The organism is Bilophila sp., assembly GCF_057864385.1.
Genome location: NZ_DBMAFI010000055.1, coordinates 1 through 20,998 on the forward strand (window position 1 = coordinate 1; position 20,998 = coordinate 20,998).

Genomic DNA, 20,998 nt, shown 5'->3' on the forward strand with positions numbered 1-20,998 from the left:
TCTCTCATTTTTTGTTCATTACATGAAATCCAGTTTTGAAGAATTGTTGCGAGACCTCCAGATAATTTCCAAAGAACTCTTCCTTTCCAGTTGGAATCTTGATCAACCACAAACTTAAACACAGCCCAATGTTATACTTTGGCTCTGTCATATAGCATGTGGTTGTCTTATCTCCACAGCACAGTGGAAATACAGGCTTTTCTCTGGTTTTCCCCTTGGCGGGATCTACGGCTAAGGTATTTTGCCGGTTACCCCTTTGAAACTTCAAGGAAAAAAGCGTCAACCATTTTCCATAACACAGCCTTTTATAACCTAGGTCATGTCATTAATTATATCTACTATATTAAAAATTATTAACTATTTTTTCAAATTACAAAAGATAATATCAATAATTTCAATAGTTATATGTAAAAAAATAAGACAACCTAGTAACAATGAATATATTTAAAAATTTTTATTTTCTCATTATCATATTACAACTATTGGATAAAAACTGTATCATAGAAAACGGTTGATGCTTTTTTCCCTGAAACTCCAAAGAAATAACCAACAAAATACCTCAGTCATAAATTCCGCTGATGGGAAAACTGGATAAAAAGCCTGTATTTCCCCATGTGTAGAGATAAAACAATCACATTCTTAACAAAGCCAAATAAAAAAGATGGCATGATAGCAAAATCTCTCACCAAATAGCTCCTGACACTTCACAGGAATATATGTTTTTTTGCCCCCCAAAGGGCCTAATATCCTCTTTTAGTTCAATACCTAATTAAAAGAAAAGCCCGAAAAACGGCATTTCCGGGCGCAATTCGATGCTGTCATATAGCGCAAGGCATTGGAGGGGACGGTTGGTGTCCTTTTAGGTTATGTCGCCAACTAGTATAATATATTTAAATTATTTAATTATTTTTTTAAATTAAAGAAATAAAATAACTTCAAATGGTTATGTGCAAAATAATACCGCAATCTAGTAATGGTTGTGCCGTAGAAAACGGTTGATGCTTTCTTTCTTGAAATTCCAAAGGAATAACCAATAAAATGCTCCAGTCATGAAGTCTGTCAGCGGAAAAATTGGAGAAAAAGTCTCTATTTTCAGCATACTGCTGAAATGAAACAACCATAGACTATGGCAGAACCTTAGTAATAATAAGGCAAAAAATACGATGCCTATACCCACCAGCGGGCCGACGTGCATCCGGTAATCAATGAGGCAAAAAGTGCGATAACAAGTGCAATAAAACTACCTCGATTCATAGTATACCAGCTTAGTTGATGTTATCAAAGGAAACTCTATTTATGGGCATCCATTGGTCAGAATGATTAGATCGTGTCGTCAATTATATACAATCTATTAAAATTATTTAACTATTTTTCCAAACCACAAAATTGTTTTGAATAATTTTAACTAATTATATGTAAAATGACGACACGGCCTAGGTCATAAAGCAATTCTGGCAGGTTTATGGCTGTTTTATCGAATTTTATTCAAGAATAAGAACAAAGTAAAGGCAGTTGTGTCTTTTTAGGCAAAACGTTTTCATAAAGTATGGTTGTCTTATCTCCACAGCATGGTGGAATTACGGCCTTTTTCTCCAAATTTTCCACTGGTGGGCTTCATGGCTGAGGCGTTTTATTGATTGCCCTTTGGGAGCTTCAAGAAATAAGGCGGCAATCGTTTCCTGTGGCGCAGTTCCAAATCCAAACGTTCCCCTCTTCCAGACGTAGAACCATCATCAGCCAAGGGCTCGATAAAGTTAAAAGCCCTTGAAGGGGGATGGCGCTGGGGGAGAATAATAAGAAAAAGAGGAAGAAAGAAGAAACGTGTGGACGCTTCCCCCTTCCAAAGAAAGTTTTCCCCTCTTCCCCAACCTTCCTCGCTTCCTCCCCCTTCCACCCAGCCATACCAGTGGACAGAGCACGGCCTGACAACGTATAGAAACCGCAGACGAACGCTTTTCACAGCGGGAATAACATCCCGGCGTTTCGGAGGATCTGTATGCGATTTCTTCAATTTTGTGGCCTGATCCTGCTTGGCGGCCTTGCCGGCTGCTCTTGGCAGGGCGCCCCGGCTCTCCCGCCGGCGGAACCGCAGCCGCTTTCACCCGTGGCCCAGTTCATGGTCGCCAACACCGCCGGAGCCACGGCCGTCATAGAAGACGAGACGTTCGGCGGCGAAGTCCGTGTGACCCTTGAAGATGCTTTTCTTTCCGCAGCGGGTGAAACCTGCAAGCGGGCCACCCTGCTTTCGGCGCAGCATGAAGCGGAAATCGTCGTGATCTGCCATAACGGGCAGGGAAGCGACGAAAGCAGCCCCGGAGAATGGCGGCTCATGCCCCGCGTGTGGGGCAAGGGCATCACGACACCGTAACCCCAACCGGCACCCCAAAACGCCCCCTTCCGGTACGCCGGGAGGGGCGTTCCCTGTCGTCCGTTTCTGGACATCGTTTTCTTATCCTTGTGGAGGCACCCCTTGTTTTCCCGCAGTAACCTGCTGTTTTTCCTTTGCTGCCTGCTGGCTATGACGTTTTCCCTGCCGGCGTCGGCGGCTGATGCCGCATCCGCCAGCGCCACGGCGACGGCGACCGCCACAGCTTCGGCCACGGCTGCGCCCGCGGCTCCGGCAGCCGAGCCCGCTCCATTTGGAACCAACCTCTTTCAAGGGCACTTTTCCCAAAGTTCCGCCAGCAAGGTCATCCAGAGCGGCGACCGCCTGATCATGCGTCTGTGGGGCGGGCGCACGATGGACGACATCCTGACCGTCGATCCTGAGGGCATGATCACCATTCCCGACATCGGGCGCGTGCCTGTGGCGGGCCTGCCCATCGACGCCAAGGAGCCGCTGGAGCAGGCCATCAAGAGCAAGCTCAACGCGGCGGGCGTGGTCGATGTGGAGATGTATATCCGCCCGATGGACACCCAGCCCGTCTCGATATTCGTGACCGGTTTCGTGCCCCGCCCCGGCAACTATACGGGCACGCCCTCCGATACCATCCTCGCCTTCCTCGACAAGGCGGGCGGCATCGACTCCAAGCGCGGCAGCTACCGCAATATCCGCGTATTGCGCCAAGGGCAGGAAGTGGGGTCGTTCGACCTCTATCCCTTTGTATTGAAAGGCGCCATGCCGCATATCCGCTTTCAGGACGGCGATACAGTCGTTGTCGGCGAAAAAGGGCCTTCCGTCATCACATTCGGCGAAGTCCGCAATACGGCGCGTTTTGAATTCAAGCCCGACGAACTGACCGGCGCGAAGCTCATCGAGCTTGCCGATCCCCAGCCGAGGGCCACCCATGTCAGCCTCAGCGGTTCGCGCGGCGGTGCGCCCTACAACCTGTATCTGCCCATGAACGATTTCAAGGCGCTGCGCCTTGAGAGCGGCGATCAGGTTCGGTTCCTCGCGGATCGCCCCGGCGACACGATCATGATCGAAGCGCAGGGGGCCATCCGCGGCGCGTCGCGTTTCCCGGTGCGCCGCAACACGCGCCTGCACGAAGTCATGAGCTACATCGCCGTGGAGCCGGGACGCGCCAACCTTGAGGGTTTGTACATCAAACGCAAGAGCGTCGCCGTCCGCCAGAAGAAAGCCATTGAAGACGCCCTGCGCCGTCTGGAGCAGAACGCCTATACCGCTACGTCCGCCAGTTCCGACGAAGCGCAGATCCGCTCTAAAGAGGCGGAAATGCTGTCCAGTTTCATTTCCCGCGCCAAGGAAGTGCAGCCTGAGGGGGTTGTGGTGGTCGGAACCAAGGGCAACATCGCGGATCTCGCCCTTGAAGACGGGGACGTCATCGTCATCCCGGAAAAGACCGATGTGGTGCTCATCAGCGGCGAAGTCATGATGCCGCAAGCCATTGTCTGGAACAAAGACAAGGACATGGACGACTATATCAAGGGGGCCGGCGGGTTCAGCAACCGTGCCGACGAATCAAACCTCATCGTCGTCCACCCAAGCGGCGAAGTCATCCCCCGTGCCAAGGAAGTGCTGCCCGGCGATCAGGTGCTCGTCCTGCCCCGCGTGGAATCCAAGAACTTGCAGGCCGTCAAGGACATCTCACAGGTGCTTTATCAGGTTGCCGTCGCCTGCAAGGTTATTCTGGATCTGTAACAAATGGTTGTGCCATAGAAAACGGCTGCTGCCTTATTTCTTGGGATTCCAAAGAAATAACCAATAAAATGCCCCAATCATGGAGCCCATCAGCGGAAAACTGAAAAAATATGGCTGTGTCATAGAAAATGGTTGATACTTTTTTCCTTGAAGTTCCAAAGGGATAACCGAAAAAATGCCTTAGCCCTGTATACCGCCAAGAGAAAAACCGAAGAGAAAAGGCTGTATTTTCACCGCACTATTGAGATGAAGCGACCACATACTATGACAGAGCCCAAAATATATGCTTTTCAATATGTTGAGGAGAAAACACAACCATATGCTATAGAGAGCCTAACAAATTGGGAAGAGAGAGAGAGAGAGAGAGAGAGAGAGAGAGAGAGAGAGAGAGAGCCTTTCCTAGGCTATGTCGTCATATTACATATAATTATTTGAAATCATTAAAAATATTTTTTTTGCAACTTGAAAAAATAGTTAGATAATTTCAACAGATTACATCTAATTGGCGACACGGCCTAGGCAAAAGAGGTTCCCATCTTTATGGAGACGGGAACCTCTTGAACGGCAATCCAGTTTTCCGCGCAGCAAGATTTCAGTTCCACAGGGCTCCATCAGCGGCGGAAAAGGGGAACGGGATCAGGACGGCTCTATGGCTGTCCTTTTGGTTTCTTCAACCTCTTTATCGAGTGCGGCCTTCTCTTCAGGCATGATTGTGAGCGCGGCGGCAAGGCCGTCAAGGTAACTGCGTTCCATAAAGTGATCCACATCAATGATCATGGCGGAAAGCCGATACAGATCGCGGGCCTCATCATGGCTGGTTACGCGGGATGCGAGCGAGGCCGGATCAAGCGGCTTATGCAGCAGCGTATCCAGCACCTGCGCCATATCCTGCATCGGGAACAGCGACTCCACGGCCTTGTGGATGTTGGCCCGTTCCTTGTCGTCGATGTGCCCGTCGGCGCGGGCGGCGAAGATCATCGCCTCCAGCAGCAACAGGGCCGTCTGATCCGCCGAAACAGCCGGGGGCGGTGTCTGCTGGAGTTCCGCAGGCCAGCCGCCCGGTGCGGGATGAACAGGGGGGATCGGTTCGGCGGGTTGCCCCTGTGGGGCCGCGCCGTTGGTTCCGGCCCACTTCTGGTAGACCTTCCATGCCAACGCACCGACGGCTGCCGTTCCGCCGGCCATCAGCGCGCCTTGGGCAACCTTGCGGGCCGTTTTGCCCGACATCAGCGCGCCGAGCAGTCCCCCAAGCGCCGCCGAACCGAGCAGGCCGCCAAGCCCTCCGGCGGATTTCACCATATCTCCAAGGGCGTTGCCCGCCCCTTGGCCGGACGGGGCATCCGCCTCCCGCTGGCCGCCGAGAGCGCCGTTCAGCTTGCCGCCAAGCCCTCCCAGCCCGCCGAGGCCGTTGCTTATCTGATTGAATAAATCCTTCATGAGGAACTCCTTGCCTGTTTGTGAGGCGGAAGAACCTCCCGCCCGGTTACGACACTAACAAAACCGGGCAAATCCACCAGCGCATGAGAATCTCACGCCTCCCGGCTGTGGTGGGCCCGGCGCATCTCCCGAAGGAACATATACAGCACGCCCATTGAGGCCACGAACGACAGCGAGTCCGATACGGGCAGGCTGATCCAGATGCCGTTCAACCCAAAGAAACGCGGCAGGATGAGCAGGCACGGGGCCAAGAACAGCAACTGGCGCGTCAAGGAAAGGAAAATGGACAGCTTGGCCTTGCCGATGGACTGGAAAAAGTTGCCGACGACGATTTGGATGCCGACCAAGGGGAATACCAGCGTAGCAAGGTGCATCCCTTCCACGGAGAGGCTGATCAGCCCCGCGTCGTTGGTGAACATCCGGGCCACGATTTCCGGGGTAAACTGCCCGGCGAGGAATCCCGCCGTCGTGATCAGCCCGCCGGTGATGACGCCGTACTTCAGGGTCTGCTTGACCCGCTCAAACTGCTGCGCCCCGTAGTTGTATCCCACAATGGGCTGCATGCCTTGCGTAAGCCCCATGACCAGCATCACGAACAGGATGAGTATCCGGTTGAGGATGCCGAACGCGCCTATGGCCATGTCGCCGCCGTACTGCTTGAGGCCGATGTTGATGAGCACCGTCACGAGACAGGCGCATACGTTCAGCAAAAACGGTGACATGCCGATGGAAAAGATGCTTGAAACGATCTTCCGGCGCAGCCGGAACGTCCCCCGCCGGAAATGCACGGTACTGTTCGGGTTGCGGAAGTGGCTCAGCACCCACACCATACCTACGCATTGTGACAATACCGTGGCGACGGCCGCGCCCCTGATGCCCCACTCCAGCCAAAAGATGAATATCGGCGCCAGAATGACGTTCATGCCCACGGTCAGCACGGCGGAGAGCATGGCTTTTTGCGGATATCCCGTAGCCCGCATGACGTGGTTGAGCCCGAACATGGTACAGGTGACAGGCAGCCCGTATAGGATGATCTGCATGAAGTCGCGGGCATAGGGCAAGGTGTGCTCGCTGGCCCCGAAAGCCGTCAGCACCGGATCAAGCACCAGTTGCGACAGCAGGCCGAACGTCACCCCGTTGATGAGGCCGAGCAGCAGGACGTTGCCGAGCACGCGGGTGGCGCCGTCGATGTCCTGCTGCCCCAGCCGGATGGAACAGATGGACGCGCCGCCGATGCCGACGAGCAAAACCAGCGCAAAGGTCAGGTTCATGACCGGAAACGTGATCGCAAGGCCGGAAATGGCCAACGGCCCGACGCCGTGCCCGATAAAAATACTGTCGATGATGTTGTAAAGGGAAAAGACCACCATCGCGGCGATGGCGGGCAAGGAGTACCGGAGAAGCAGTTTTCCGATCGGTTCTGTTCTCAGCAAAAGCGTGGCGCTGGTTTCGGCCATATGAACCTGCCTTGTCTCTATCGATTGGGGCAATACGAAAGATGGAATATCCGTCCTGCGTTGCCGCACAGGACGGGAAGATGTGGCACTCAACGGAGGGAGGAGTGGAGAAGAAAACCCAAAAGGTGAGGTGGCCCTGTTTTGAGGCATCCCGCCCGTAAAATCAAGCGGAAAAATACACGCCCGGAGCTTCCCCCAAAGACGGGATCGGCTGAAATACGAAGTTATTACGGAAGTTACAAAATGTTAGGGTTCATGCAGGAAGGCGCCCCGTATTCAAGGCGCCTTCCTCCGAAAACATCAGGCCGCCGAAGGCCGATGCTCCAAAAGAAGCCGCCCGTCAAGCCCGAACACGCGGAACGCGCCTGCCTCAAAGAGGCCATAGGAAGCCGGAAAGCCGCCCTTGGGCAGCGTTGTGCTGCCGGGGTTCCAGAAATGGACGCCGTCGACGGTTTCCCCCCGCGGGATATGGGTATGCCCGCTCAAGACCACATCGCCGGGGCGCACGCCGGGAATGGGCGGGCGGCTGGGAAGGTGGTGCCCGTGCTGCGCCACGATACGCAGTCCGTCAGCGGCGATCACGGCGCTGTCTTCCACCGCGAACGGAAGCAGCATAAGATCCACTTCGGCGTCGCAGTTGCCGCGCACGGCCACGACAGGCGTTGTGAGATCCGCAAAAACGGAAACCACATCCGGCGGCCCATAGTTGGAAGGAAGGGGGTTGCGCGGGCCGTGATACAAATAATCGCCGAGAAGAACCAACATATCGGGCGACAGCTCCTCACAGCGCCGGCGCAGGAACGCGGCGGCTTCCGGGGAGCCGTGCAGATCGGAAGCAATAAGCAAACGCATAAGAATCGTTCTCCAAAGATAAGGATAGCCAAGTTTATCCTGTTCCGCCATTGCACGCAAACGGGGAAAAGCCCCGCCCCCGCATGGACACGCGGAAGCTCAGGGCAAAATCCCGGTTGACGGAGCCCCAAACCAAAAGATAGTTTTTTTCGCCGGGCCGTTTCCGGCGGAAACGACGACTATCCGGGTCGCCCTAACCTCTTGAGGCAGCCATGCCCATCCTTTCCCATACCGTTACAGGATACCTGTTCGCCCTGCTCGCCACCGTGGTTTGGAGCGGAAATTTCGTCGTGGCCCGCGGCCTTGCGGGGGCGCTTTCTCCGGTTGAGCTGTCATTTTGGCGCTGGGTCATCGCGTTTCTGGCCATCCTCCCCTTTGCGGGCCGGAGCCTGCTGCGCTCGCTCCCCCTCGTCAGGGGATCATGGGGCAAGGTCATCCTGATGGCCCTGCTTGGCATCACCTGCTTCAATACCTTCATCTATCAGGCCGGGCACACGACCGACGCCACCAATATGTCGCTGTTGGCCACAACATCCCCTGTCGTCATGGCCGCCATCGCCCACCTGTTCCTGCACGAGCGGCTTTCCCGGTTCCAAATCCTTGGGCTGTGCGGCGCCCTGTTCGGGGTCGTCGTCCTCGTATCACGCGGCAAGCTCGACACGCTTCTTGTGCTGCGCTTTGCGCAAGGCGACTTATGGATGATCCTTTCGGTCTTCCTGTTTGCCGTCTACAGCCTCATGCTCCGCTGCCGCCCCAACGCCTTCCCACAAAAGGCCTTTCTCGCCCTGCTCATCGGCATCGGCGTCATCGGGCTCATCCCGCCGCTGGTTTGGCAGGCCGCCACCACCGGCCTGAGCCCGCTGAACGGCTCCATCCTCAGCGCCCTCCTCTATATAGGGATTGGGGCTTCGGTCGTTTCCTTCCTCGCATGGAGCCTCGCCATCGAGCGCATCGGCATGGTCAGGGCGGGCATCATCTACAACAGCATCCCGCTGTTTGCGAGCCTTGAGGCCACATTCGTCTTGGGCGAGTCCATCACGCTCCCGCAGATGATCGGCGGGGCGCTCGTCATCGGCGGCATCTGCTACGCCTCGCTCGGCGATCTCTACGCGGCAAAGCGCCTTCTCAAGTAACCCTTCCCCCACGGCGGCTGGCCTTGGGTACAGCAAATCCTCGGCGTATGCTTCTTCCAGAAAAACATATGCCTCTGCCCGGGCATGTACCTCTTCAACTGCAGTGGGGCAGCCGACTACATCATGACCGCCAACAACTTCATGCAGGATCGTTTCCTCTACGGCTCGGCCTATCCCCTGATGCCCATCGTGGATTGCGTTGAACACTTCAAGGAGCTGTTCAAGCCGGAAGTCCTGCCAAAACTGATGTGAAAAAACGCCGCAAAGGTACTCAAACTTGAAATTCCCGAAGGGAATTAGGTCGCGTCATCAACTAAATATAATCTATTGGAATTATTTAGCCATTTTCAAGTCGCAAAAAGATTATTTTAAATAATTTCAAATAATTATATGTAAAATAACGACAAGCCCCAGGACGTAACCGCTTTACAGGGGCGAGAGCATCGCTCTCACTCGTAATGAACAATGGCTTCCACATTGAGGTATGCCCCTGTCCTTACAAGGGGCATACCTTTTCCATTCGCTGTGTCATAGGAAACAATTGATGCTCTATTTCTTGAAGTTCCAAAGGGATAGCTAATGCCTCAAAGCCCGCCAACGGGAAAACTGGAGAGAAAAAAATGTATTTCACCACACGATGGAAATGAAACACCACATCCTATGGAAGAGCACTTCCATTTTGGAGGCTTCAAATGGCTAACCGACGGATCTTATAGCGGGATATCAAAAAAGAGATTCCCTATGCCTATTAAATATACATATGTATGGATACGAAAAAAGGCAGCTACGATTTCCGTAACTACCTTATTTCATTCTGGTACCGGGAGCGAGACTTGAACTCGCAAGGTGTTGCCACCGGCGGATTTTGAGTCCGCTGCGTCTACCAATTCCACCATCCCGGCGTGTTGAAGCTGTCTTATGCCACAAGGTTTTCTCATGGTCAAGTGGAGAATGGCCCCTCGCCCTCATTTCCTGCAAAGAACAGCGCTTTTCAGCGCATTCGCGGCCCAGCCCTTGCATCATGCCGGATTCTCTGACACAACGACCGTGTTTTCGTTCACCTTTTTCCACAGCTATGAGGCATCATATGTTCCAGTCTCTGGGTGCAAAAACATTCATTCTTCCGACTCCAGTATTCCTCGTAGGTACGTATGACCATACCGGCCGCCCCAACATCATGACCGCCGCGTGGGGGGGCATCTGCGCCTCCCAGCCGCCGAGCATCGCCGTTTCCATCCGCAAGAGCCGTTGGACGTATAACGCCATCCTTGAGCGCAAGTCCTTCACCATCAACATTCCTTCCCGCAGGCTCGCCGCGCAATCCGATTTCGCGGGCATGCATTCCGGGCGCGATACCGACAAGTTCACGGCCCTGAACCTTACCCCCATCCCCGCCGAGCATGTGGACGCCCCCGGAATCTCCGAATGCCCCGTTATTGTTGAACTGGCGCTTTCGCATACGCTTGAGCTCGGTTCGCACACCCAATTCATCGGCGAGATCATGGACGTAAAGGTTGATTCCGCCTGCATGCGCGAAGACGGGCTGCCCGATCCCGCGATCATCGATCCGTTGCTTTTCGCGCCGCTCGTACAGGAATACTGGGCTATCAGCCAGTTTGAGGCCCGTGCCTTCTCTGCGGGGCACGCCCTCACGCATTCCGCCGTACTGGGGTAAGAAAGAATGTGGGGGAGGGGAGAAGGGGACTTTCTGGAGAAAGTCCCCTTCTCCCCTCCCCCACACCCCCTCCCCTCATCCTTCAAAGACTTTTCCCCTTATCGAATCCTCCATCCGCAGCTTTCAGCATGCCGGAGGATCATTTCCTCATGGCGGAACCTTTCCAACTCCGGTGATGCGCATCAAAAAACGCCCGAATACACGTATGTATCCGGGCGATTTTCTTTTTATAAGAGAACTGCCGGGCAGCCTCCCGTGGCCAAAAGCCTTAGGCGGGAGAAGGAAGGGCTGCGCAGAAAAAAGAGGATTTTTCCGAAGAAAGGCCCCTCCTGAATGCCTCTCCCCCATGCTTTCCGTTTCGTTATCTCAAGTCGCGGATCTTCCGCTGTTCTTCCTCATCGCGATACAGCTTATACACGACGGAATCCACAAGGCCTTGCCAACTGGCTTCGATGATGTCGTGCGACACGCCCACGGTCACCCATGTGCTGTCGGCGTCACCCGATTCGATGAGCACGCGGACAACGGAGGCCGTCCCGCCCGTACCGTCGGCAGCGGAAAGGACGCGAACCTTGAAGTCCAGCAGCTTCATTTCCTTCAAGCGCGGGTAGAACGGCAGAAGCGCCTTGCGGAGCGCGGTATCCAGCGCGTTGACCGGGCCGTTGCCGGTGGCTGCGGTATGTTCGACGGCGCCCTCCACTTCCACCATGACCGTGGCTTCTTCCATCGGCAGCTCATGGTTGGCATCGCGCACGGCGCTCACATGGTACTGCACCAGCTTGAAGAAGTCCCGGACGCCGCGCCGCGCCAGTTTGCGCAGGATGAGCAGCTCGACGCTGGCTTCGGCGGAGGCGTAGTCGTATCCGAGGCTCGCCTTTTTTTTCAGCTCGTTGAACAGCCCCTTGACCACGGGTTCGTCCTTGTCCAGATGGAACCCGAACCGGCGGGCCAACGAGACGATGTTGCTCCGCCCGCCAAGCTCCGTGATCAAGATGCGCTGGCCGTTGCCGACCAGCTCCGGCTCCATGTGCTCGTACAGGGAGGAACAGCGGTTGACGGCGCTGACGTGCACTCCACCCTTGTGCGCGAAGGCGGAATTGCCCACGAAAGGCTGGCGGTTGAACGGCTTCATGTTCGCCACTTCAGCGAAATAGGACGACAGCTTGCTCAGTTGGCGGAGCCGCTCGTCAGCGGGCTCAGGCAGACAGGACAAACCGCATTTCACCTGCAAAACCGGAATGATCGAGCATAGGTTGGCATTGCCGCAGCGCTCGCCCACCCCGTTGATCGTGCCCTGCACCATTTCCGCGCCGGACTGCACGGCGGCGATGGTATTCGCCACAGCCATCTCGCAGTCGTTGTGCGTATGGATGCCGAGCCGGACTTCAGGCAGGGCCACGCGCAGATCCGAAACAATCTGCCGTATTTCATTCGGGAGGGTGCCGCCGTTGGTGTCGCACAGGTTGATGATCAGCGCGCCCGCCTCGTGCGCGGCCCGCAAGACCGCCAGCGAATACTCCGCATTCCGCTTGTAGCCGTCGAAAAAATGCTCCGCGTCAAAATAGACTTCCGGCATGGAGCGCTTCAAATAGGCCACCGAATTGCGGATGATGTCCAGATTCCGTTTGGGGTCCAGACGCAGGGCTTCCTTTGCATGGCGTTCGCACGACTTGCCGAAAATCGTCCCCGCCGTCGCGCCGGAAGCGATGAGCGCGTTCAGGTTCGGGTCGGCTTCCGCCGTGTTGTCGGGGTGGTGCGTACTCCCGAATGCGGCGATACGGGCATGTTTCAAGTGATAATTGGCGATTTCCTTGAAAAACGCCACGTCCACCGGATTGGAACCGGGCCAGCCGCCTTCAATATAGTCGATGCCGAATTCATCAAGGCGCAGGGCGATCTTGATTTTATCCGGGGTCGACAGGTTGACGTCTTCGGCCTGCGTGCCGTCGCGGAGGGTCGTATCGTACAGGACAATCTTCTGCGTCATGGCGTTCCTTTCCAATGGCTACTCTGCGGAACCGCAGCAGGAGCACCGCCCCCCGCAAGCAACCGGGTATTCACCATTGAAACAGGCGAGACAGTACTTGTCCGGTTCAGAAACCGAGTTCAGCAGCCCTTCGATGGTGAGGTAATGAAGCGAATCAAGATTCAGCAGGCCGGGCAACGCTTCCTGAGGATGGTTGGCGGCCACAAGTTCCCCGCGGGACGAGAAATTGATCCCGTAGAAGCAGGGATGGCGCAGCGGCGGACAGCTCACGCGGAAATGCACTTCACGGGCGCCCAGCTCACGCAGCTTGACCACGCGGGTGCGAACCGTCGTGCCGCGCACGATGGAGTCGTCGACGATGCAGATGCGGCGGTTCTTGATCATGGAACGTACCGGGTTCAGCTTCACGCGGACGCCGAAGTTGCGCATGGTCTGGGAAGGCTGGATGAAGGTACGGCCCACGTAGTGGTTGCGGATATACGCCTGCTCATAAGGCACACCGGCGGCATGGGCGAAGCCGATGGCCGCGTACACGCCCGAATCCGGGAACGGCATGACCAGTTCGGCGTCGGTGGGCGCTTCCTTGGCCATTTCATAGCCCATGTGCTTACGGCACTGGTACACGTCTTCGCCGAACACGATGGAGTCGGGACGGGCGAAATAGACCAGCTCGAAAATGCACTGGCGGACGGGCACCTTGCCCGCATTGTTGAGCGAACGGCTGAAAACCTTGTCGCCGTCGACCACGACCATTTCGCCAGGCTCCACTTCGCGGAGGTATTCAGCTTCCAGCAAATCAAAGGCACAGGTTTCGGAAGCGAACACATACGCGTCGTCCACCTTGCCCATAGACAGCGGGTGGAAACCGTGGGCGTCGCGCAGCGCGATGATGCGGCCTTCGGACAGGATAATAAGGGAGTACGCCCCGCGCACGCGATCGCACGCGGAGAGGATGGCTTCCTCAAGATCCTTCTTTTTGGCAAGGCTGCGCGCAATGAGGTGCACGAAAATTTCACTGTCGCTGCTGGTCTGGAAGATGGCGCCTTCGCTTTCCAGTTCGTCGCGGAGTTCCGAGGCATTGGTCAGGTTGCCGTTATGGGCCAGTGCGATCTCAATGCCGCAAACCCGGACGACCAGCGGCTGGGCGTTCTTGCGAACCGAAATCCCCGATGTGGAATAGCGCACATGGCCGATGGCCTTGTTGCCCTGCAGCTCCTGGCCGAGGGCAGCCTCGTCATATACGTCCGGCACAAGCCCCATCCCCGCGTGCAGCCGGATGTGTTTGCCGTCATAGCTTGCGATGCCCGTGCTTTCCTGCCCGCGATGCTGGAGGGCGTACAGACCGAAATAGGCCATCCGAGCCGCTTCAGGATGTCCAGAAATACCAAAAATTCCGCACATACAGTACCTTTCGTCACGAAGAGGGCGGAAAAAGCCCTTTGAAGAAAGGCTCCTTCCGCCCTCTTCAGGCTTTCCTTCCGCTCCGTCGACCTTTGTTGTGGTCAGTGGATAATGCCCGCGGAGGCAGGCCGTTCGTTGTACGCTTGTCGCAATCCGGCGGGAACCCCATTGCCCGGCAACGGATTCCCCGCCCTCGGCGTACGGCCCTCCCGTCCCCGCAAAAAGGGGATCGCCACGTTCCCGTGAGGGGCCGCATCACCGAAACAGGCAGCCTTCCGGTACAGCGGCATTACGGCCATATGCCGTTTCCGCCGCCGTCCCGGAAGGCCGGGCCGTTTTTCAAACAAGGAAAGGGAGAATGATAAAAAAAACTTCCGGCTCTTGCAATACGCGAAGAACCGCCCCTTCCCCAAGAAGCGTGTACGGGGAGGACAAGGGAGGGAGCCCTTGCCCCCTCCCCACGGATTACTCGCCCTTATAATATTCCTGAAGGCTCTTTGCGCGCACTTCGGTAGTCCGGGCCGCACCGATGGCGCGGGCGATGGCCTTCGCCCCGGACAGCGTGGTGCTGTACGGCACGCCGTAATGGAGCGTAGCCTGACGGATGGCCTTGGAATCGTGCGCGGTGCGCTTGCCCGAAGCGGTGTTGATGACCAGCGAGACTTCGCCGTTCTTGATGAGGTCGACGATGTTCGGGCGGCCTTCATACACCTTGAGCACGCGGGTGGACGGGATGCCCTGCCCAGCCAAAAGCCCGGCGGTGCCGGAGGTGGCGAGCAGTTCAAAGCCGAGATCCACATACTGGCGGGCGACCTCGGCCACAAAGCGCTTGTCGCGGTCGTTCACGGACAGGAACACCTTGCCGCCGTCCGGCAGCTTCTGGCCCGCGCCCCACTGCCCCTTGAGGAAGGCTTCCTCAAAGGTCGGGGCGATGCCCATGACTTCGCCGGTAGAGCGCATTTCAGGGCCAAGCAGGATGTCCACGCCGGGGAAGCGGCGGAACGGGAACACGGATTCCTTGACGGACACGTACCCGGAGCGGCGCATAGACCAAGGATCCAGTTCCTTGAGGGTTTTGCCGAGCATGACCTGCGTGGCGAGGCGCGGCAGGGGCACGCCCGTGGCCTTGGAGACGAACGGCGCGGTACGCGAGGCGCGGGGGTTCACTTCGAGGATGAACACAACCCCGTCCTTGATCGCGAACTGGATGTTCATCAGGCCGACGACGCGCAGCTCCTTGGCAAGGGCCACGGTCTGGCGCTCGATTTCGGCGACGATGTCGGCGGGCAGCGAATAGGGGGGCAGCACGCAGGAAGAGTCGCCTGAGTGGATGCCCGCTTCCTCGATGTGTTCCATGACCCCGGCGACGTATACGTCCTCACCGTCGGACAGCGCGTCCACGTCCACTTCAATGGCGTTTTCAAGGAATTTGTCGATGAGCACGGGATGCTCAAGCTTCTGCCTGCCGACATGCTGCGCGAAGTATTCCGCCATTTCCTCATCGTCATAGACGATCATCATGGCCCGCCCGCCAAGCACGTAGCTGGGACGGATCACAATGGGATAGCCGATGCGGTGGGCGATCTCGCGGGATTCTTCCAGCGTGGTCGCCGTGCCGTTGGCGGGCTGGAGAAGCGACAGCTTCTGGAGCAGGGCCTGAAAACGCTCACGGTCTTCGGCGCGGTCGATGGCGTCCGGGCTGGTGCCGAGGATGGGCACGCCCGCGCGCAGCAGCGGCACGGCGAGGTTCAACGGCGTCTGGCCGCCGAACTGGACGATCACGCCGTCGGGCCGTTCCTTTTCCACAATGTGCATCACGTCTTCAAAGGTCAGCGGCTCGAAATAGAGGCGGTCGGACGTATCATAGTCGGTGGAAACGGTCTCAGGGTTGGAGTTGACCATGATGGCCTGAACCCCGGCATCCTTGAGGGCGAAGGAAGCGTGGCAGCAGCAGTAGTCGAACTCGATGCCCTGCCCGATGCGGTTGGGGCCGCCGCCGAGGATGATGACCTTTTTGCGGTCGGCGGGAACCACTTCCTGCCCCGTTTCGTAGGTCGAATAGAAATAGGGGGTATAGGCTTCAAACTCCGCGGCACAGGTATCCACCAGATAGTAGGTGGGCACGGTGCCGGTTTCACGGCGCAGGGCGCGGATGTCGCCTTCGGGCTTCTTCCACATTTCCGCAAGCTGGCGGTCGGAGAAGCCGAACTCCTTGGCCTTGCGGAGCACGGCGACCATTTCCGGGTTGTCGGGCGTCATGGAGTTTGCCAGCGCGAAGTCGCGGATCTGCCCTTCCATATCCACGATTTCCTTGATCTGGCGCAGGAACCACGGGTCGATCAGCGTGATCTCGTGGAGCTCCTCCAGCGAGAACCCGGCGAGCATGGCCTGACGGATGGCGAACAGTCGGCGCGAGTTGGGCGTGCGGAGCTTGCCCATGAGCTCTTCACGCGAAGGCAGCTCGGCACGGAAGTTGCTGCCGAGGCCAATGGCCCCGATTTCCAGCGAGCGCAGCCCCTTCTGGAGCGATTCCTTGAACGTCCGGCCGATGGCCATGGTCTCGCCCACGCTCTTCATGGAGGTGGTCAGCTCGTCCTTGGAGCCGGGGAACTTCTCAAAGGTGAAGCGGGGGATCTTGACCACGCAGTAGTCGATGGTGGGTTCAAAGGAGGCGGAGGTTTCGCGGGTAATGTCGTTGCGGAGCTCGTCCAGCGTATAGCCGACGGCCAGCTTTGCCGCGATCTTGGCGATGGGGAAGCCCGTCGCCTTGGAAGCCAGCGCGGAGGAACGGGACACGCGGGGGTTCATTTCGATGACCACGAGCTCGCCGTCAGCGGGGTTGACGCCGAACTGCACGTTCGATCCGCCGGTCTCCACGCCGATTTCGCGCATGATGGCGATGGAAGCGTCGCGCATCTTCTGGTATTCGCGATCCGTCAGGGTCTGGGCCGGGGCCACGGTGATGGAGTCGCCGGTATGCACGCCCATGGCGTCCACGTTTTCGATGGAGCACACGATCACGCAGTTGTCGGCGGTGTCGCGCATGACTTCCATCTCAAATTCTTTCCAGCCGATGACCGACTGCTCGATCATGACTTCGCCCACCGGGCTGGCGGCCAGGCCGTCGCCCGCGATTTCCTCAAGGTCTTCCATGTTGTAGGCGATGCCGCCGCCCGTGCCGCCGAGCGTGAAGGCGGGGCGGATGATCATCGGGAAGGGCATGGAGGAACCGACGCGGCGCACGTCGTCCATAGTGTGGGCGATGGCGCTCTGAGGAACCTTGAGGCCGATGTTTTCCATCGCCTGGCGGAACAGCTCGCGGCTCTCGGCCTTTTCAATGACTTCGGCCCGCGCGCCGATGAGTTCCGTGCCGCACTCGGCCAGCACGCCGGATTTCGCCAGTGCGAGCGCCGTGTTCAGGCCCGTCTGCCCGCCGAGGGTAGGCAGGATGGCGCACGGGCGTTCCTTGCGCACGATGGCGGCAACCGTTTCCGGTTCGATGGGTTCGATGTAGGTGCGATCCGCAAGCCCGGGGTCGGTCATGATGGTCGCCGGGTTGGAGTTCACCAATATGACCTCATACCCCTCTTCTTTCAGGGCCTTGATGCCCTGAGTCCCGGAATAGTCGAATTCGCACGCTTGGCCGATGACGATCGGGCCAGAACCGATTACCATGATCTTTTTGAGATCTGTACGCTTGGGCATATCGCTCCCCGCTGGGCAAGGGTAGATTTGTTTCGTCCGCAGCCGGCCTCTCCACCGGCTGGCACCAATGGCCGCACGCCGAAACAGCGGCACTCCATCATATAGGGAATGAAGAAGAATGAATCCCTCAGTTCCTACACGCCATTGTTCCCGCTGGCAAGAGGAAGAAGCGCACCTTTCTCGGAAATCCCGCCGCACCTTTTCCCCTGCCGGGCGCACTGCGGGAGGGAGGCGGCCAACCGTTTTGCACGAAAAACGCGGCTTGCCTCTTGCGTTTTTTTGGGAGAGCGTATATGAAACCAGTCTTTGGTGCGGACAGTCCGTGCCCCTAGAAAGATTTTTTCGGGCGACCGTCCGAATATATGGAGGATGTCATGTCCAAGCAGTGCGAATTTTGCGGCAAAAAGCCCCAGACCGGCAACTATGTGAGCCACTCCAACATCAAGACCAAGCGCGTGTTCAACCCCAACCTTCAGAATGTGCGCCACCAGTTCGCCAACGGCGAAGTCCGCACGGTTTCCGTGTGCACCCGCTGCCTGCGCTCCGGTGTGGTTACGAAGCCCGTTGTCCGCAAGGCCGACTAGTTCCGTGTCTGCGGTATGGTTTTCCCAAAATCCCCGGTTGTCCGCAGCCGGGGATTTTTTGCTTTGGCTGTGCCATAGAAAAAGGTTGATGCTTTTTCCTTGAAGTTTCAAAGGAATAACCGGCAAAATGCCTCAGCCGTGGATCCCGCCGATGGGAAAACTGGAGAAAAAGGCCGTATTTTTATTGCGTTGTGGAGATAAAACAACCACATGCCATAACGGGGCCTTTGCTTTTTGGGGAACAAGCCTTACCTCAGGGATATGACACCGCCACCACGCCCCCTCCCACCCGCACGGCGGGCCACATCCATCCCCCCACGCCGCCCTCCCCTGCGCAGGCGCAGGCTGCGCTTGTGGATGCGCCCCTACAGCGTCCCCCGTTTTTGGAGGATAATCGACGACGGCGAAAAGCGGCCTACCCTGCCCCCTCCGCACCTGTTTGATCTGTGGATCACCATACTCGCCTCCCGGAATATCCCGTACCTGCTCACGGGGCGGGGCAACAAGCTCCGCCTGTACGTCCCCGCCCTGCTCGAACGTCAGGCCCGTTCCGAGCTGGAGGCAGTACTGGCCGAAAGCCGCAGGCCACGCCCCGCCTACGTCGAGCCTCCCACACATAACAACGCGCATTGGGTGTTGTCGGTGCTGCTCCTGCTCATCCTCTGGCACGGCGTCAGGATGCATTGGGGCTTTTTGGCGCATCTTCCCGGCCTGCCGGATCTCCCTTCCGAAGAATGGTCACGGCTCGGCTCACTGGATGTTTTTCGCGTGAAGGCATTCGGAGAGTGGTACCGCTGCGTTACGGCATTGACCCTGCACGCCGACAGCCAGCATCTCTTCGGCAATGTCCTGTTCGGCGCGCCGTTCCTGATCCTGCTCTGCCGCAGGGTGGGCCTTGGGCTTGGCCTCTTCCTTATCTTGCTGGCCGGAACCTTCGGCAACGCCCTCAACGCATGGTACCGCCCCGCCGGGCATATCAGCCTCGGCTTCTCAACGGCCCTTTTCGGCACGGTGGGCGTGCTTTCCGGGTTCATGGCCCTTCAAGGATGGGGCAGCAGAACGCAGAGCGATACCGGAAAACTCTCTTGGCGCAGGGGCATCCTCCTTCTGGCCGCAGGCACGGGCATCCTCGCCATGCTCGGCACGGAAGGCAGCAATACGGACTACGCCGCACACCTGTTCGGGCTGCTCTCCGGCTTCATCGTAGGTGGGGCCGCAAGCCGGATATTACGGCGTACGGCCCTCTCTCCGATCATGAATGCGCTACTTGGCCTGAGCGCCGCAGGGCTGACCGTGCTGTGCTGGAAGCTGGCCTATTAGAGAAGCTTTTCTTAATCTCCATCCTTCTATCAAACCAATTGATAAAAAGAAAAAAGCTGAATTCCAACTGCGATGGAACCCGTATCCCCCAATGCCCGCAATGAGGAAATCAACAAGCATTAATAATGCAGGGAATGTTTCAGGGTAATTTTTAATACCATCCCGGATAGCTCTATATATTAAGAAAACAAAAACAACCAACCCTGCCATACCTGTTTCACAAAGAATTCCCAGTATCATTTGATGGGCATTCCAAAAGATATATTGCGATCTTATATCTGAAAAACGCCCTGCATTCTCTAAAAGGTTAAGATGGCATTCCAACGCGCTGCGAAAACTATCAACACCACCTCCAACTACGGGATATTTTTGAAAAATCTCCCAAGCAGCTTCCCATATGTCACCGCGCCCATTCAGTAAAAAATCCCATGAGCCTCTATAAACGGTCTGTGTTATTCTCTCACCACCTATATAGAAAAAAGCACACCCCAAAATAAGCAAGAAAAATAAAAGAATAATTATTCCACGCTTTAAGTCACTGCGCATAAAAAAAATAAATGCCACACCCGCTGTACCGACAAGGGAAAAAACAGCAGACCTTGACTGTGTGAGCCAGCACAGTATAGTTGTCGTCAGTAGTAAAATCAAAAGAAGCCATGTGTGCTTCCTCAATAATGGGATAAATCCAAATACAATTGCTGCTGAAAGAGAAAGGACAAAGCCCATACGATTTGCAGTTTCAATGTAGATTTTCATTTTTCCATCATGTTGAAACAGCATATCAATATTGCCATTGACAACCCACTGAAAAAATACAGCTAAAAAAGAAAAACAAACACATGCAAGAGGAATGGCCAATAAAATTTTTATATCTTTCTTAACAGATAAAGAAATTGCCATCCCAATAAGCAAACAGATAACCCAGTCAAAAGTTTTTAACCCGCCTGTTCCATAGGGCCCAAAAACAAAAGAAAAAAAGGCAATTACAGGAAAAAGTAAAGAAGCATACAGTTGTTTTGACTTTGAAACTACCCTCATAAAAAAAGGTTCTTTCCAAAAAAGGACTAATACGGTACAAATACAAAGCGTTCGGAAAAAATTAACCTTCCATTCGAGGGCCAGGCTAACAAAAAATAAAAAACTTCCTGCCAACACATAGTAACGACTATCACATTTAATCATCTATCCCCCTTAAGGTAATCGAGTTTAATATGGATGACTTTGACATCATGACATGTGGAGATCAAAAATATTTTACTTTTTTAAAAATATTTGAAAAAAATGTTTTCAATCGTTATCATTTTTTTCCTATAATTTACGATCTCGGCCTAACGGAGGATCAAAG

At 56.0% G+C, this 20,998-nt stretch carries 14 protein-coding genes and 1 tRNA gene; 7 read left to right on the plus strand and 8 right to left on the minus strand.

Translation table 11 applies throughout. The features are described 5' to 3' along the window. The first annotated feature begins 1,996 nt into the window (after nt 1-1,996). Nucleotides 1,997-2,368: an RT0821/Lpp0805 family surface protein gene (locus tag ACZM8Y_RS14195; RefSeq protein ID WP_482334503.1), complete on the plus strand. Its 372-nt coding sequence runs from the start codon at nt 1,997-1,999 to the stop codon at nt 2,366-2,368. 102 nt (nt 2,369-2,470) lie between these two features. Beyond that, entirely contained in the window at nt 2,471-4,102 is a 1,632-nt protein-coding gene (locus ACZM8Y_RS14200; protein ID WP_482334505.1) for a polysaccharide biosynthesis/export family protein, read from the plus strand. A gap of 636 nt (nt 4,103-4,738) precedes the next feature. On the opposite strand, the gene ACZM8Y_RS14205 is transcribed toward ACZM8Y_RS14200, so the two are convergent. The 3 genes from ACZM8Y_RS14205 to yfcE all read right to left on the minus strand — a co-directional run bounded on the left by ACZM8Y_RS14205 (nt 4,739) and on the right by yfcE (nt 7,848). Next, nucleotides 4,739-5,539, minus strand: coding sequence for a tellurite resistance TerB family protein (locus ACZM8Y_RS14205; RefSeq protein WP_482334507.1), 801 nt, complete (start codon nt 5,537-5,539; stop codon nt 4,739-4,741). A 92-nt stretch (nt 5,540-5,631) separates the two neighbouring features. Beyond that, complete coding sequence (locus tag ACZM8Y_RS14210; RefSeq protein ID WP_337431193.1) at nt 5,632-6,996, minus strand: MATE family efflux transporter; 1,365 nt, start codon at nt 6,994-6,996, stop codon at nt 5,632-5,634. Nucleotides 6,997-7,296: 300 nt separating this feature from the next. Further along, a complete protein-coding gene (yfcE, locus tag ACZM8Y_RS14215) occupies nt 7,297-7,848 on the minus strand; it encodes a phosphodiesterase (protein ID WP_308771412.1) in 552 nt (183 codons plus the stop codon). Between the two features lie 212 nt (nt 7,849-8,060). Between yfcE and ACZM8Y_RS14220 the strand changes: the two genes are divergently transcribed. Both ACZM8Y_RS14220 and ACZM8Y_RS14225 read left to right on the plus strand, forming a co-directional pair. Next, nucleotides 8,061-8,981, plus strand: coding sequence for a DMT family transporter (locus ACZM8Y_RS14220; protein ID WP_302553302.1), 921 nt, complete (start codon nt 8,061-8,063; stop codon nt 8,979-8,981). A gap of 84 nt (nt 8,982-9,065) precedes the next feature. Further along, nucleotides 9,066-9,233 carry a hypothetical protein gene (locus tag ACZM8Y_RS14225; protein WP_479859596.1) on the plus strand — a complete coding sequence of 56 codons (168 nt, stop codon included), beginning with the start codon at nt 9,066-9,068 and terminating at the stop codon, nt 9,231-9,233. 563 nt (nt 9,234-9,796) lie between these two features. Here ACZM8Y_RS14225 and ACZM8Y_RS14230 read toward each other — a convergent pair. Next, nucleotides 9,797-9,883 (minus strand) — tRNA-Leu (locus tag ACZM8Y_RS14230). A 185-nt stretch (nt 9,884-10,068) separates the two neighbouring features. Between ACZM8Y_RS14230 and ACZM8Y_RS14235 the strand changes: the two genes are divergently transcribed. Then, on the plus strand, nt 10,069-10,656 hold the full coding sequence (locus ACZM8Y_RS14235) for a flavin reductase family protein (protein WP_302553301.1): 588 nt from the start codon (nt 10,069-10,071) through the stop codon (nt 10,654-10,656). Between the two features lie 361 nt (nt 10,657-11,017). Here the strand turns inward: ACZM8Y_RS14235 and cimA are convergent, their stop codons facing one another. The 3 genes from cimA to carB form a co-directional block, all read right to left on the minus strand. Beyond that, complete coding sequence (cimA, locus tag ACZM8Y_RS14240) at nt 11,018-12,643, minus strand: citramalate synthase (RefSeq protein ID WP_302553300.1); 1,626 nt, start codon at nt 12,641-12,643, stop codon at nt 11,018-11,020. An 18-nt stretch (nt 12,644-12,661) separates the two neighbouring features. Beyond that, nucleotides 12,662-14,044: an amidophosphoribosyltransferase gene (gene purF, locus ACZM8Y_RS14245; protein ID WP_308771477.1), complete on the minus strand. Its 1,383-nt coding sequence runs from the start codon at nt 14,042-14,044 to the stop codon at nt 12,662-12,664. A gap of 465 nt (nt 14,045-14,509) precedes the next feature. After that, the gene (gene carB, locus ACZM8Y_RS14250; RefSeq protein ID WP_308771478.1) at nt 14,510-17,749 is read right to left on the minus strand and encodes a carbamoyl-phosphate synthase large subunit; all 3,240 of its coding nucleotides are present in this window, start codon (nt 17,747-17,749) and stop codon (nt 14,510-14,512) included. Nucleotides 17,750-18,123: 374 nt separating this feature from the next. On the opposite strand from carB, the gene rpmB reads away from it, so the two are divergent. Both rpmB and ACZM8Y_RS14260 read left to right on the plus strand, forming a co-directional pair. Beyond that, entirely contained in the window at nt 18,124-18,333 is a 210-nt protein-coding gene (rpmB, locus tag ACZM8Y_RS14255; RefSeq protein ID WP_009379562.1) for a 50S ribosomal protein L28, read from the plus strand. A 261-nt stretch (nt 18,334-18,594) separates the two neighbouring features. Next, complete coding sequence (locus ACZM8Y_RS14260) at nt 18,595-19,653, plus strand: rhomboid family intramembrane serine protease (RefSeq protein WP_487480121.1); 1,059 nt, start codon at nt 18,595-18,597, stop codon at nt 19,651-19,653. On the opposite strand, the gene ACZM8Y_RS14265 is transcribed toward ACZM8Y_RS14260, so the two are convergent. After that, the gene (locus tag ACZM8Y_RS14265) at nt 19,597-20,835 is read right to left on the minus strand and encodes an O-antigen ligase family protein (protein WP_482334657.1); all 1,239 of its coding nucleotides are present in this window, start codon (nt 20,833-20,835) and stop codon (nt 19,597-19,599) included. The genes ACZM8Y_RS14260 and ACZM8Y_RS14265 overlap by 57 nt on opposite strands. Between the last annotated feature and the right edge of the window lie 163 nt (nt 20,836-20,998).